This is a genomic window from Vibrio sp. TRT 17S01, assembly GCF_050113695.1.
In the GTDB taxonomy this organism is placed as follows: Bacteria; Pseudomonadota; Gammaproteobacteria; order Enterobacterales; family Vibrionaceae; genus Vibrio.
This window is the reverse complement of record NZ_JBNJOG010000003.1, coordinates 280,110-294,404: the sequence shown is the minus strand read 5'-3', so window position 1 is coordinate 294,404 and position 14,295 is coordinate 280,110. Positions and strand designations below refer to the sequence as shown.

The following is a 14,295-nucleotide window of genomic DNA, read 5'->3' as shown; positions in this document are numbered from 1 at the left end:
CATCCTTTTATTGTTATCTCTTGTTTCAGTAGTAATAACATAGATTTGTAGTTAGGAATACAAAAAGGCCAGACCAAGTCTGACCTTTTGTATGGAGCGTGATTTAAACTTTAAATTGCCCTAATAGCTGCCGGATCTGCATACCGATACTTGTCAAATGTTCCGCCGAAGCAGTCGTTTCTTCAGATTGAACCAAGGTTTTCTCTGAAATATCCGACATGTTGTTCACATTCACACTGACCTCGTCAGCCGCTGTTGCTTGTTGACTTGCTGCCGTTGAAATCAGGCCAATTGAGTCATTGATTTGCTCTACAAAGCCAGCAATAGATGTCAATGATTGCTCAGCTGAATGTACTTGTTCAGCCGTTGTCTCAGTATTGTTTCGACTCTTAACCATTGCTTGACTCGCCGATTCGGATCGCTGTTGCAAACTCACAATAATATTTTGAATTTCTTCAGTGGATTCTTGAGTCCTTGAGGCTAAAGAACGAACTTCATCGGCAACAACCGCGAAACCACGACCTTGTTCACCAGCTCGCGCTGCTTCAATAGCCGCATTCAATGCGAGTAAGTTAGTTTGTTCCGCGATACTTCGAATTACATCTAGCACTGTCCCAATTTGCTCACTGTCTGCTCGAACTTGTTCAACCGTTTCGCTTGCTTCATTGATTTGCTGAGTTAAGTTTTGCATTGACTGCGTGGCTTCTAAAACAACCTTTGTTCCTTGAGTCGCACTATCCGATGTTGAGCGAGAAAGCTCAGCCGCCTGTTGCGCACTACCACTAACCTCTTGCGCACTCGCTGACATTTGCGTCATAGCAGAAGCTGCAATATGAGCCTGAGATTGTTGTTCTCGCACTTCTGTTTGTGTATTGGTCGCTTTGGATGTGAGCTCTTGAGCAGAGTGAAGCATGCTCTCCGATGCTTGATTAAGCTTTTCAATCGTTTCTTGAAGCTTGTCAGCAAAAGTATTGTAGTTTTGAGCCAGCATCGCGAGTTCATCACTACCAGCAACAGGAATTCGGATCGTAAGGTCGCCTTCCCCTTCAGCAATATCTTTTAATACTGCATTAGTACTCGTGAGCTTACTAACAATCGCTTTTGTTACCACCATCGATAAAATAATGCCAAAGATGACCGCCGCTCCGGCAATCGTCATGAGCATAGAAGAGGCTTGCTCAGTATTTGCCTCTGCATGCTGAGCTGCTTCTTCCATAGAGGTTGAAATTGAAGCACGTAGATCAGCAATTAACTGCGCGGTTTCCGGACCGATTGTATCGAGAATCTTAATCCCTGCATTTCTGTCATAAATCATTTGAGAGACACTATTAGCGGCAAGCTCATACTGGTTTAGCAGTTGGCTCGATTCTTCTGTAAGCTTTCTACGGGTTGGGTTTTCTAATGTCGCCAGCAATTCTGAGATCTCTGCTTTTGAATCGTTAAACTCTTTATTAAATCGTTCAACTTGTGCTGGCTGATTTTCAACTAAGAACTTCGATACGTATAAACGTGCTAACAACATCGAACGCAAGGCTCTCCCTGCATGATATGCAGCAATAACGTCGCCATCTTTTTTGGCAGATTGCATTACCTGCGTTAAACGCTTTTCTATCTGTGGACCATTGATATTAAGCGTTCCGTTTACCAACTCGTTTCTTGTATTCATGTTCGCCACAACAACATTCATGAACGTATCCAAGTAGGTCGATTTTTTTGCGCTAATGGTTTCGAGTAATTTCACGCGTGACGGGTTTTGGATATTGTCGAATGCAGCGTTCATGTCCTTCGTCCAGTGATCGGATTGCGCCTGAAATTTATCTACAAACTTTGAATCACCCGTTTTGATAAAGTTCTTAACGGTCAATCTTAAACCGTAAACACTGTCAGTTAGCTCCGCCGCCAGTTCAGTATCTGGTGCTAAATCGAATGAAATTTTGTTCATGTCATCTGATAAGCTATAGAGTAACCGTGAGCTCAGTACTGTTATCACAATTAAGATAATGATCAACACGGCAGGAGATATCGACAGCTTCTTCGAAACAGAAATATTGTCCAGCTTCATAAACTAAGTCCCTATTAATGAGGATTTTATTACTCAACCTAATACTTAAGTTAGCAAACAAGTCTATAAATGAAAGAAAATATCGGTAAATTATGTAGAGGTGTGGACAGGAACAGATACAACAAAAAAGGCCAAACATGAAGTTTGACCTTTATCTCAGCATAGTTAGCTAATTTCAAATTATATTCATCAAAAATGTTTGTAAAAAGAACGAAATGAATATTATTTTGAGTTCGCCATCTCTTTTTTAACCATTACTGCTGCTGCAACAATAAAAGCGATGATGAGTGCTAGCTCCATCAAAGTACCCCTAACCAAAAAGTGACCATTTAATAACCGCTTGTGATTCTAACATCATTACAAAAAGTTGATAGCTTTTAACGGAATTTTTACGATTTTTATGGACTCAGATCAAAAACGCATTGCTGGTACCCATTTTCAACAATTAAAGTAAAATATCAAACGACGTAAGTTGTTAAAATTTTATGCGGTGCTTAACCTCATCTCATTGTCACTTTGCCACCGATAATTTTGTAGGCAGGTGTACCTCTTATCATTGTTTCACGTGCAAACTCCCCTTTACATTCGGGGCAAATACAAGGACTAGCTGTGTAGTTTTCAACAATTCTTTCGATAAAGCACTTAACCAATGCGCCTTTCCCAGCTTTTCGATATTTAAAAAGCTGAGTTCTACACTTAGCGCAATAGATATCAACCGTTTTCAAAGGGGCTTTTTTACGAGGTTTAGCCATTAGTATCAGCATCCATTATCGGCTTAACCCAAACTTTACTGAAATCAAACCAACCGAGAGCATTGCATTTCGCATTTTGAAGTGAGCCACACTGATCCTTGTTAACTCCAAGCCAACAATGAAACATTGGAATAAGTTGCATCTTATCAACCAGTGATTTACCCAACTCTTTTGCAGGAAATGCCATATTTTCTGTCGCTCGCCAATCTTCTACGACCTTGGTCCAATACTGAAAATCGTCATCCTGACTTAACCTTTCGATGTCGCTATAGTTCATCAACCACCCAGCAACAGCATCTTCTCGATTGTTTGCTATTCCCATAGGTTTTAACCAGATATCAATGTCACTAGGGTCTTCTATTCCAGACTCATATTGGATGAGATCAACATCTAAACCGTCGTTTTTAAGAAGTTTCTCAATTATTGCTGCAATCGTTGGAAACATAGGATGAAGGCGCTGAAATGCTACCCTTACTGTCCTATAAGCGGGTACGGAAGCCGTGTATCGTCCGGCTTTCTGATGATACCAACCCGGTTTTAGGCCATAGGCTGGTAATAGGCCAAAATCTACAATCTTCTGTTTTGGAATATAACTAGCCAAATCTAACGCATTGAGTTTATGGGTAAAATAACGAGCCCATTCATCAGAAGTGGCCAATCCTGTTTTGCGGTTAAGTAACAAGTATGTACAACCGGGATCGAGCTCAACATCGTCTCTGTACGCTAAGTTTTCAGGCTTGATTGGGTTTGACAAGCTTGGAAAAATAATTGAAGAGTGTGTTTCATCGATCACCCAAACTTCCACTTGATCGATTAGTGGTCTAAAACCAAAATATCCATCAAAAGCTTGCAATATCAGCTTTTGCTCGTCATTTTGAACAACCTTATAAGGCCCTGTTCCAACCGGGAACAGATCAAAGCTCTCTTCCATCTCAGAAGAAGGAGGAAGAATTTTTGCACTTGATTCAGTTAAAAATAAAGGAAGTTGATGGTCAGAGCGAGTCAGATAAATATCGACAACTAAAGAGCTGGGAGACACGACACGTTCGATATGTTGAAATAGTTTTTGTTCTTTCAGGCGCTCGATGTTTTCGACGATAATGTCCATCGTCAATAAATCACCATTATGAAAACGTACGCTAGGCCGAATATAAAAACGCCAGTGTGTTGTTGATATCATCTCCCACGTATGAGCAAGATCACCATCGACGCACTCATTTTCGTCAAGCTTGGTTAATCCACTGAAAATCTGCCTAAGAATGTGTTGTTCTGAACGACGTACAGGTTTTAAAGGGTTTAACATCGACAGTGGACGATAATATGGCAAACGTATCACTTGATGTCCAGACTGATTCTGTACCCCTAAGAAATTCTCTACAACTTGGGCCAGTTTCGCTACATCATTATCAAGGACTTTTAATGCTTGTCCAATCTTCCCTTCTTCAAGATATCGACGTGCTAGATTATCACTAACGTCAGTCCGACTTCTTTTGAAATTGAGTTGAGAGAGCTTTCCTCGACCAGGAGCTGGATGCCATTCGATCCACCCTTCTTCTTCCATTTTGTTCAACACGATTCGTGCGTTACGGCGCGTACAAAAAAGCAGCTCTGTTATTTCATCAAGCTGCACATCACTATCTTTTCCATTGTAATGTTCAAATAGTGTCTCGAATTGAACTCTAAGGCGGGGGCTGCTCATAAAGGAGGAAACTCAAAAAATCATAGTTAGATCTAAGTTTCCTTATTTAAGAGCGAAGTGCAAGTTATTTTAAGTAATGATTTCACACCCGAGCTCTTGTGCAATAACAGCTAATTGTTGTTCATTGTCTAGCTTTATCGACCACTTAGCATCAGAAGAGTTGACAGCAATGACATTAGCGCCTTTACCGATAAGCTGAACAAGCTCAGATTGGGCTTGCATTGTGATCATATGATCACCACTTAGTCTAATAACAATTTCATGAGCATTAACGATGATTTTTCCGCTTTTAAAATCTAAAACCATAACTTATCCAATTTAAATAGGAGAAACAGCTCGTTTTCTTGATTGTTTAACCGCTATCGTTAGCCTACTAGTGCAAACCAAGCGCTCTCGCTCATCTGTGACATTAATTTGCCAAACTTGAGTTGAAATACCAAGATGAATCGGCGTTGCTTTTCCGATAACTGTTCCTTCACGCATTGCACGCACATGGTTTGCGTTAATATCTAAACCAACACAATAGCAATCTGTATCAACACTGAAGTTGGCAGCGACTGAACCTAACGTTTCTGCCAATACAACAGAAGCGCCACCATGCAACATACCTAAAGGTTGGTGAGTAAAGTGACAAACAGGCATTGTCGCACAAATGTAACCATCGCCAACTTCGGTATAAACAATACCAAGGTGATCAATTAAAGTATTTTTGGACGTTTCATTTAGAATGTCTAGATTAATTGTGCGTTTCCAAATCGTCATCTATCGCTTCCACTATAAACTTGTTGTAACGTAATGTTATGATTACATAAATTGCACGAAAAACGGAGGTTTCTATGCGCAATCGCTTAACTCTGAGTGTTCTAACCGCATCATTTGTTCTTTCTGCATGCACTTCGTCCCCTACAGGTCGGAATCAACTGCTTTTATTCTCAGATCAAGATATGGGGCAACTTGGCGCACAATCTTTCGAACAAATGAAACAGTCACAGCCTATCAGCAAAGATGCGAAAACCAACGCTTATGTGCAATGTGTTGCGAATAACGTCACTAAACACCTGCCAAATCAATACAATCCAGCCAATTGGGAAGTTGTCGTTTTTGATAGTGCTCAAGTCAACGCTTTTGCATTACCTGGTGGTAAAATTGGTGTTTATACTGGCCTACTTAAAGTGGCAGAAAATCAGGATCAACTCGCTACAGTCATTGGCCATGAAATTGCACACGTGCTTGCTGACCATAGCAATGAAAGGCTATCTCAATCTCAACTCACAAATACTGGGTTACAAATTACAAGTATTGCGTTAGGTAGTTCAGAGTATGCAACTTATCATAACACTGCTATGGCAGCGCTAGGTTTAGGAGTTCAATATGGCATTCTTATGCCTTATGGACGCGAGCAAGAATCTGAAGCTGATGTTTTTGGCCTAGATTTGATGGCAAAAGCAGGTTTTGACCCTAAACAAAGTATCAACCTATGGCAAAACATGGCAAAAGCTTCTGGTGGACATCAACCTCCTGAGCTGTTATCAACTCACCCTTCACACCAAACGCGAATTCAGGATTTAACTGATACGATTAATTCTTTGCCAAATTATCAAACCGCAAGACCCAACTGCTCATAACCTATGTGAGAGCAACCAAATAAAAAGCCTAGTTGTATGACAACTAGGCTTTTGGTTAAGTAGAAATGGCTAGATTTCCGTTAGTTACACGTCATGCTGAAATGCTGACTAACCTTCACTCAACTGATTCAGGCTCAACTTCTTCTGTGCATACAGGTAAAACTTGTTTTACGTAGCTACCTGGAGCTGGCCCAAGAATTGGGAAATCTTCATTCCCTTGGGTAAATGGTTCTACTTGTTCATCAGGATTAAAGCTCATTAACCATCGGTGCCAATGTGGCCACCAAGAGCCTTCAACATGTTTTGCATTGTTAAACCATTCATCAGCAGTGTCGTCCAAATTATCATTTGTCCAGAAACCATATTTGTTTTTAGATGGATGATTTACGATGCCTGCGATGTGTCCTGATTCGCCAAGGACGAAGGTTTTATTACCACCAACCTTGAGAGCACCTCTATAAGTCCCTTGCCATAAAGCAATATGGTCTTCTTTCGTTGATACAAAATAACTTGGAATTTTTATCTTGTTCAGATCGATCCATACGCCTCCAATCTTGACTCCTTTATCCTGTATCAATTTGTTTTCTAAATACAGACTACGTAACAGGAAATTATGGCAAGCAGCAGAAACATTTGTACTATCGCTATTCCAATACAGCAGGTCGAAATCGACTGGACTGTTACCTTTTAAGTAATTATCAACGTAATAATTCCAGTAAAGGCTGTTTTCTCTCAGTAAACTAAAAGTCACACTAAGAGAACGACCATCCATATACCCTTTTGCATTATTTTGTAACTCTAACGCACTGATGATGGTGTCATTAATATAGGCACCAACTTCTCCAGGTTGCTCAAAATCCAATAATGTGGTGAAGAATGTCGCGCTCTTGATTCGCTTTTTCATGCGTTTCGCTGCGTAATACGCGACGGTAGCCGCTAACACTGTTCCACCGATACAATAACCAGCAGCATTGATTTGATCCTGGCCAGTTATGCTTTCGATCGCCCCAACAGCTTTTGCTACACCCTCAGTAACATAGTCGCCAAACTCGACATTAGATTGCTCTTTTCCTGGGTTTCTCCAAGACATCATGAATACTGAGTGCCCTTGATCGAGTAGCCATCTCACCATGGAGTTTTTCTGTCGTAAATCAAGGATATAGTATTTGTTAATAAATGGCGGAACGATTAAAAGTGGTACTGCGTTTACTTTTTTCTTCGTTGGATGGTATTGGATAAGTTCAAATAATTCGTTCTCGAATACAACGTCACCTTTCGTATTAGCGATATCTAAACCAACTCGAAACGCGTTATTATTCGTCATACGAATTTTCAGAATATCTGCACTTTCTTCTGCATCTTTTTTTAGTTGCTCTAGTCCAGCTAACAAGTTTTCACCATTTTTCTCGATGGTTAGCTTCATTAGTTCAGGATTAGTTGCAATAAAATTGCTAGGTGAAAGTGCATTGATGGCTTGACGAGAGAAAAAAGTAATTCGTTCCTTTGTTTTCTCGTCTAGTCCTTCGATACTATCAATTGTATCGAGATAAGTTTTACTAAATAGTAAATAAGACTGCTTAATGAAGTTATAGAAAGCTTCAGACTGCCAAGCTTCATCAGAAAAACGTTTATCGCCCTTTTCAGCACTGACTACACTGTCTTTACTGTTAGTAAGAGCAACGTTTTGCCAAATTTGTAGCTGTTGTTGCCACCACTCTGTCTGAATCTTTAACAACGAAGACGGCTGATTTGCTGCTTTTTCAAATAGTTTGGCCGTGTCTTCCAAGTTCACTTCTTGCATGGCCTTATTTAAAGGGGAATTTACGGATGCCCTGCCGAGTTCAAAGTCTTCCCACCATTGTTGATTGGTTTCTTGGAGCTTAACAAGGTAATCCGAAAAGAAGTGTTGAAACATTTTGCTACTCCTTTATTCGGAAAAAAAGCCGCCTTATAAGGCGGCATAATAGTCAGTGTTACGCAGGAGTCACTGTCTTAAGGTTTTCCGAAGTTAATTGTTCGACATCTTCTTTGAACTCTTTCGCAATTGATTGCAGTTTATTGCTGTCATCCATCATTTGCTGAGAAAGCTTTGTTAGAACATTGAGCTGTTGACTGTTAAAAGCAGTTAGTGAAGTAATATCTTTGATATCACCAGCAGCTTTCATTTGAGTAAGCCCCATTTCACTATAAGTGCGAATTGCATTCAGCTGAAGTTCCGTTAGAACTTCCACGTTTTTAGTAACAAGCTTATTAAACTTTACGTAAGGTTCCATGTTCTTTTCAGTTTGATCCGTGAATGTTTTAAAAAAGTCCGTGTACATAACAAGTTCTCCTAGTTGGGATTTTTAAATTTGATTAATTTAGTGACTTAATAACAACCGCTGTGCCCATACCACCACCAACACAAAGTGATGCGACGCCATAACGACCTTTAGAGTGAATGAGTTCATGTATTAGACTAACGAGAATACGGTTTCCAGATGCACCTAAGGGATGCCCAAGTGCAATAGCTCCACCATTTACATTTGCTTTTGCTAATATCGAGGATGCTGATATTTTGTGTTCTTTCGCTAATGAATGAACTACCCCTAACGCCTGTGCTGCAAATGCTTCGTTTAACTCGAAGGTATCAACATCTTCTATCGCTAAGTTTGCTTTCTCCAGCGCTTTACCAACAGCTTCAACTGGTCCAAGCCCCATAACTTCGGGCTCAAGTCCTGTTTGAGCATAACTAGTAATTTCTGCAATAGGAGTTAGGCCGTAGCTATTCACAGCAGCTTCGCTTGCTACGATAACAACACTTGCGCCGTCATTAATGCCTGATGCATTACCTGCTGTTACGCTTCCTTCACGGTCGAAAGCTGCTCTTAGTTTTTGCAGTCCTTCAATAGTGGTATCTGCTTTCGGGTATTCGTCAGTATCGAATAAGAAAGTTTTACGGCGTTGCTTAACCTCTACCGGCACAATTTCATCAACAAACTTTCCAGCTTGAATTGCTGCGACAGCTTTTTGTTGGCTAGAAAGCGCGTATTCATCTTGTTGCTCGCGACTAATACCAACTTTTTTGGCGACGTTTTCAGCAGTAACGCCCATGTGATACTGATTGAAAACATCTGTTAAACCATCATTGATTAATAGATCAGTTAGCGTCATGTTGCCCATTTTCTGCCCATCACGAATATTCGAAGGCACGATAAAAGGTATTTGAGACATGACTTCTACACCAGCTGCAACGACTACTTGTGCGTCGCCTGCTTTTATGTGTGAAGCAGCATCCATAACGGTTTTCATTCCACTGCCACAGACCATATTTAAAGTGTAAGCCGGAACGGACTCAGGAATGCCTGCAAGTAAAGCTGCTTGACGACCAATATTCATTCCCTGACCAGCAGAGACAACATTGCCAACAATGACTTCATCTATAAATTGAGGTTTCAGGTTTGCCTTAGACAAGGTCGACTTAATAACTTCAGCAGCAAGTTTCCCTGCTGAAATATCTTTTAAGCTCCCACCAAATGCACCCACAGGGCTACGCTGCGCTGCAACAATAAATACTTTTTCCATGTCCAACATCCTTGTTAGTGCATGTGTAAGCCGCCGTTAACCGACAGCGTTTCACCAGTAATGTAAGATCCCGATTCACTTACTAAAAAGCTTACTGCTTTCGCAATTTCTTCAGGTAACGCAAGGCGACCAAGGGGGATTTGGGATTTAATACTTTCAAGAACTTCTGGCTTCATCTCTTCAACCATTGGCGTAGCAGTGTAGCCTGGTGCGATTACATTAACGGTAACACCGCTACGGGCACCTTCTGAAGCAAGCGCTTTTGAAAAGCCAATCATTCCAGCTTTAGCTGCTGAGTAATTGGTTTGTCCAAACTGCCCTTTAATACCGTTTACTGATGATATATTGACAACTCTTCCACCACCTTTTTCACACATTGCCGAAAAAAGTGGCTGAGTAACATTGAACAGGCTGTTTAAGTTCGTTTCGATAACGTCTTTCCAAGCCTGAGGTGACATTTTTTTAAACATGCCATCACGAGTAATGCCTGCATTATTCACGATAACATCGATGGTTCCTTCTTCCTCTAAGAGTTTACTAAGCCGTTCAGCACATTCATCTGTGTTGGTTACATCTAACTCAAACAAACGCACTTGTTCTGTATTAAACCCTTTTTCGTTGAACCACTTTTGGGCACACTCATGCTTACCCGTAAAATATGTGGCAATGACACGATAACCATCATTAACAAGTTGAGAGGAAATAGCGGAACCAATTCCGCCTTTTGATCCAGTGATCAAAGCGACCTTATTCATTAAGAGACTCCATTTCTTAACAGCAAATAAATAAAATTACTAACTGGCATTTTTTGAAATACCGAAAAACTAAAATTATTGGCTTTTATCTCATTAATTCTTATGAGTGCCTTTCTAATAATTAAAGCTAATCTCTAAATATTACATTTCAAATAAAAATTTAATTTAAACGCATAAAGTTGAGCCGTATCTCATAAGGTATGAAATGTTGCTTACATGTTAATTGATTCTATCTATATGTTTTAGAATGGATTTATTTTACTTTGGGGATTTATCAGTAGACGTTAAGTATATAATTAGAAAGGTTTTTTGATGAAACTTGTGCTTTTTACACAAATTTCATAGATAAATAAGAATTGTTATTATTTGATAATAAAGAAAATAGAATTAATATGTTTGATATTGAATATCTACTTAATAACTAGATTAGACACGACAAAAACTTTGATTTTAAGAAATTGCTTATAATTCATGCCTTAAAGATAAAATCATTATTAATACTTTAGTCTAATATAGTAAATTTGGCATATTTATAAAATACAATAAATTATATAATAAGTGCCTTTCTAATATTTAGCCAAAAATGTAATTTTCTTTTATTTGAATGTTCTAAGTTGGCTTTTAATTCTTCTATTTGTTTGCTGGAAATAGTTAAATAGGCATCGCTGATGCACTTACTCGATATACAGATGAACACGTTCTAGTTAGAACCACCAGCTTAGATGATGGAACAAACTAGTACGCATCTATTTTTTTGTTATTTTGCTTCTCCATAGCGCTCTAAGTACAACACTGTAGCAGCCGTTCTAGACGGTACTTTTAGCTTCTTAAGCAAACTTTTCATGTGTACCTTTACGGTAGATTCAGAGATAAAAAGCTTATCTGCTATTTGTTTATTGCGGTAACCTTTAGCAACTTCTTGTAAAATCTGCGTTTCTCGCTCAGTTAATTGTTCAAAAATATCGACTTCATTCCCTCGCTGCTCTAGATAGTCAGCGACTACAGAACTGTATATTTTGTCTCCCGAAGCACCTTCTTTTAGCAGTTCGATAAGCTCATCGGGTTCCGTGTCTTTCAACATGTAGCCATCAGCACCAGCTTTAACAAGTGCATCAATATCAGATCGACTGTCAGAAACAGTTAGAATTACGATTCTCGCCTCACAATCATCTGCTCTTAATGCTTTTAGAGTATCAAGGCCGGACATACCTTTCATATTCAAGTCCAATAAAATCAGATCAACTTCGGTATCATGGGCTAGCGCAACAGCATCCGTCCCATTGCTCGCCTCTGCGACAACCTCAAACTCATCCTCAAAGGTAAGAAGCTGATTGATTCCTCTACGCATTAACGGATGATCATCTACTAACATAACTTTACATATGGTCAAAATGCGGTTCCTTAACTGGTTTGAAAAGTGAGTTCAACTTTACAGCCTTTACTCGGTTTCGATGTTAATTTTAGGGTGGCATTTAGCCTAGCAGCTCTCTCTTGCATAATACTCATGCCATAATGGTTCAGTTTGTCTTCGTGTTGCTCAAAACCAACACCATTATCCTCGATTGAAACGTGGATTTCTTGTGTATCTTCGAAACAATTAATTGCGATATTGGTCGCTTCAGAGTGCTTAATTGCATTAATCGTCGCTTCTCTGATCAGCTGTAATAAATGCACTTGATGGTGAGCATCAAGCTCGATAGAAGACAGCTCGTTGGATAATGAAATTTCTGCATCTGTTTGAGTTGCCAGCTGATTTACCATTTCGTGAAGAGCTTGGCCAAAACTGCCTTCTTTGATCGTTAACCTAAATGTTGTCAATAATTCTCTTAGCTGCGTATAAGCGGCTGATAATCCCGTATCCAATTCACTAATTACAGTATTAGTTTTATCCATCGGACAGTCATTAGGCAGCTTTTTGATAGTACGCTTAAGAAGAGAAACTTGTATTTTCAAATAAGATAAAGATTGAGCCAAAGAGTCATGTAACTCTCTCGCAATTGTCGCTCGCTCTTCCATTAATAGAAGTTGCTCTGACTGCCTTTGGGTATGATTGTAATACACTGCTCGGGACAAAATTTGTGCGAAATTATCGATAAGAGCTTGGTCTGGACATGGTAGGCCTGCTTGCCAGTACAAATTTCCTAAGTTATTACCATCAAGTTCAAGGGGTAAATTGCTTAAACGCTCTTCGTCGATATCGCCTTGTTCAAAAATCAGGCTTTTCTCTCCAACTTCTTTCATTTCTAGACGTGCAGAGACAATACCTTCAATACTTACAATATGTTTTAAGATTGATTGAAAGTTCTCGGGACTGATGCGTGAAGCCGTAAGCTCTTGAGAAGAGTGATACAAGACTTGTAAAGATTGGTTCGCATTTTGTAGCTTATGAGTTTTTTCGTTTACTGCTTGCTCCAGCCCTCTATAAAGCTTGCCAAGTTCTCGGGCCATATTATTAAAACCGCGAGTGAGGATACCTAACTCATTATCACTAATCACATTCAATTCGACGTCAAATGACCGTGATTGCATTTGTTCACTCGCCAAAACGAGCGCACTCAATGGGCTAACGACCTCTCTACGAACAAAATGCACAACAAAAATACTTACAAGTAAAATACCACCGAGACCAAGTCCACCTACCCACGCAAGCTTTATCAATTTTTGTTCTGAAAAGTTTTGAAGTTTGAAAACGAAAGCGTCTATTTGATCGACAAACCCAGCAACCAAGACAAGGTAACGCTCTCTATCATGACTTTCTAAAACCGTCTTTAATTCATGCCACCGAATGATCAAACGGTAGTAATCATGTGTGATGTCATCTGGCACAGTCCAATTTTGAAGCGCCTTCATAGAAGGAGAGTATATGGAGCGCTCAAACATATAAATATGATCGGAGTAATCCACTGACTGGCTCTGAATGTCGTGAGCGAGACGGTAGCTCTGCATTCGCATGGAACCAGATACGTTTACTGCTTCGGCATCGTTAAGGCTGGAAGCTAATGTAATTATCGCAAAGCTCGTGGTTGCGACAGACAAAAGCAAAATAAGCACCATAGCCGTAGCTATCGTACTTACAACTGATTTTTTTGCTCTCTTAAACACCCTCTCTCCTAGCTTTTATTCTCTAATATTACGAATCATGAATGAGCATTCGTTGAGAATGCTATCAATATGTGATCAATCTTGACGGAATTAATTGATCTAAAACAAGAACCTAAACCAATTACCCCCTAAGAGGTATTTATACGAATATGTCAAAAACTACAATTTCTGTATTGATAAATGACAGTTTATTAATAGGGATTGTGAGCTAAGCTTATACATATTCCTATTTTGTGGATATCGCAGTGGTAGATCTCTTAAAACGACGCTTGTTTTCCAGAAATGTTAAAGAGGACAACTCTGTTCGTCTTCCTTGGCTGGCAAATGGAGCCCTGTTCACAGAGCAGTGTACCCGATGCGAAAAATGCGTGGATAGTTGTGAAACGAAAATCATCAGACAAGGTGATGGCGGTTTTCCAACTGTCGATTTTTCCGTTGACGAGTGCACGTTTTGCTACAAGTGCGCAGAGGCATGTCCGGAACCGTTATTTCTAGGCAAAACTGAGCAACCATGGGAAGCGAAAGCTGAAATAACCTCAAATTGCTTAGCTAAGCAAAATGTGGAATGCAGAAGTTGTGGTGATATGTGCGAGACCATGGCAATTCGGTTCAAACCACAACTTGGTAAAGTAGCACAACCAATTTTAAGTCTTGATGAATGTTCAGGTTGCGGCGCATGTGTATCGGTGTGCCCTACTTCATCCATCAATGTGAGCAACGTAAAACAATAACGAGA

General features: G+C 39.8%; 13 protein-coding genes. 2 read left to right on the top strand and 11 right to left on the bottom strand.

What is annotated here, in order from left to right; genetic code table 11:
- Positions 1-103: 103 nt before the first annotated feature.
- The 5 genes from ACQEXS_RS06910 to ACQEXS_RS06890 all read right to left on the bottom strand — a co-directional run bounded on the left by ACQEXS_RS06910 (position 104) and on the right by ACQEXS_RS06890 (position 5,275).
- Entirely contained in the window at positions 104-2,062 is a 1,959-nt protein-coding gene (locus ACQEXS_RS06910) for a methyl-accepting chemotaxis protein (protein ID WP_427013286.1), read from the bottom strand.
- Positions 2,063-2,562: 500 nt separating this feature from the next.
- Positions 2,563-2,814 (bottom strand): hypothetical protein, encoded by a 252-nt coding sequence (locus ACQEXS_RS06905; RefSeq protein ID WP_427013285.1) that lies wholly within the window; start codon positions 2,812-2,814, stop codon positions 2,563-2,565.
- The gene (locus ACQEXS_RS06900) at positions 2,807-4,513 is read right to left on the bottom strand and encodes an SgrR family transcriptional regulator (RefSeq protein ID WP_427013284.1); all 1,707 of its coding nucleotides are present in this window, start codon (positions 4,511-4,513) and stop codon (positions 2,807-2,809) included. The genes ACQEXS_RS06905 and ACQEXS_RS06900 overlap by 8 nt, the downstream gene beginning before the upstream one ends.
- A 69-nt stretch (positions 4,514-4,582) precedes the next feature.
- A complete protein-coding gene (locus ACQEXS_RS06895) occupies positions 4,583-4,819 on the bottom strand; it encodes a DUF3389 domain-containing protein (RefSeq protein WP_427009616.1) in 237 nt (78 codons plus the stop codon).
- A gap of 12 nt (positions 4,820-4,831) precedes the next feature.
- Entirely contained in the window at positions 4,832-5,275 is a 444-nt protein-coding gene (locus tag ACQEXS_RS06890; protein ID WP_427013283.1) for a hotdog fold thioesterase, read from the bottom strand.
- 74 nt (positions 5,276-5,349) lie between these two features.
- On the opposite strand from ACQEXS_RS06890, the gene ACQEXS_RS06885 reads away from it, so the two are divergent.
- A complete protein-coding gene (locus ACQEXS_RS06885; protein ID WP_427013282.1) occupies positions 5,350-6,138 on the top strand; it encodes a M48 family metallopeptidase in 789 nt (262 codons plus the stop codon).
- Between the two features lie 115 nt (positions 6,139-6,253).
- On the opposite strand, the gene phaC is transcribed toward ACQEXS_RS06885, so the two are convergent.
- The 6 genes from phaC to narQ all read right to left on the bottom strand — a co-directional run bounded on the left by phaC (position 6,254) and on the right by narQ (position 13,559).
- Positions 6,254-8,053, bottom strand: coding sequence for a class I poly(R)-hydroxyalkanoic acid synthase (gene phaC / locus ACQEXS_RS06880; RefSeq protein WP_427013281.1), 1,800 nt, complete (start codon positions 8,051-8,053; stop codon positions 6,254-6,256).
- Between the two features lie 58 nt (positions 8,054-8,111).
- Positions 8,112-8,459 (bottom strand): phasin family protein, encoded by a 348-nt coding sequence (locus tag ACQEXS_RS06875; RefSeq protein WP_367989768.1) that lies wholly within the window; start codon positions 8,457-8,459, stop codon positions 8,112-8,114.
- A gap of 34 nt (positions 8,460-8,493) precedes the next feature.
- Positions 8,494-9,702 (bottom strand): acetyl-CoA C-acetyltransferase, encoded by a 1,209-nt coding sequence (locus tag ACQEXS_RS06870; protein WP_427013280.1) that lies wholly within the window; start codon positions 9,700-9,702, stop codon positions 8,494-8,496.
- A gap of 14 nt (positions 9,703-9,716) precedes the next feature.
- Positions 9,717-10,457 (bottom strand): SDR family oxidoreductase, encoded by a 741-nt coding sequence (locus tag ACQEXS_RS06865; RefSeq protein WP_367989766.1) that lies wholly within the window; start codon positions 10,455-10,457, stop codon positions 9,717-9,719.
- A 757-nt stretch (positions 10,458-11,214) separates the two neighbouring features.
- Positions 11,215-11,847 (bottom strand): response regulator, encoded by a 633-nt coding sequence (locus ACQEXS_RS06860; RefSeq protein WP_367989765.1) that lies wholly within the window; start codon positions 11,845-11,847, stop codon positions 11,215-11,217.
- 11 nt (positions 11,848-11,858) lie between these two features.
- On the bottom strand, positions 11,859-13,559 hold the full coding sequence (narQ, locus tag ACQEXS_RS06855; RefSeq protein ID WP_367989764.1) for a nitrate/nitrite two-component system sensor histidine kinase NarQ: 1,701 nt from the start codon (positions 13,557-13,559) through the stop codon (positions 11,859-11,861).
- Positions 13,560-13,804: 245 nt separating this feature from the next.
- Between narQ and napF the strand changes: the two genes are divergently transcribed.
- Positions 13,805-14,290, top strand: coding sequence for a ferredoxin-type protein NapF (gene napF / locus ACQEXS_RS06850; protein ID WP_427013279.1), 486 nt, complete (start codon positions 13,805-13,807; stop codon positions 14,288-14,290).
- Positions 14,291-14,295 lie beyond the last annotated feature (5 nt).

Coding starts and splice junctions, on each gene's coding strand:
- ACQEXS_RS06910 (WP_427013286.1), bottom strand. CDS start 2,062: ATGAAGCTGGACAATATTTCTGTTTCGAAGAAGCTGTCGATATCTCCT.
- ACQEXS_RS06905 (WP_427013285.1), bottom strand. CDS start 2,814: ATGGCTAAACCTCGTAAAAAAGCCCCTTTGAAAACGGTTGATATCTAT.
- ACQEXS_RS06900 (WP_427013284.1), bottom strand. CDS start 4,513: ATGAGCAGCCCCCGCCTTAGAGTTCAATTCGAGACACTATTTGAACAT.
- ACQEXS_RS06895 (WP_427009616.1), bottom strand. CDS start 4,819: ATGGTTTTAGATTTTAAAAGCGGAAAAATCATCGTTAATGCTCATGAA.
- ACQEXS_RS06890 (WP_427013283.1), bottom strand. CDS start 5,275: ATGACGATTTGGAAACGCACAATTAATCTAGACATTCTAAATGAAACG.
- ACQEXS_RS06885 (WP_427013282.1), top strand. CDS start 5,350: ATGCGCAATCGCTTAACTCTGAGTGTTCTAACCGCATCATTTGTTCTT.
- phaC (WP_427013281.1), bottom strand. CDS start 8,053: ATGTTTCAACACTTCTTTTCGGATTACCTTGTTAAGCTCCAAGAAACC.
- ACQEXS_RS06875 (WP_367989768.1), bottom strand. CDS start 8,459: ATGTACACGGACTTTTTTAAAACATTCACGGATCAAACTGAAAAGAAC.
- ACQEXS_RS06870 (WP_427013280.1), bottom strand. CDS start 9,702: ATGGAAAAAGTATTTATTGTTGCAGCGCAGCGTAGCCCTGTGGGTGCA.
- ACQEXS_RS06865 (WP_367989766.1), bottom strand. CDS start 10,457: ATGAATAAGGTCGCTTTGATCACTGGATCAAAAGGCGGAATTGGTTCC.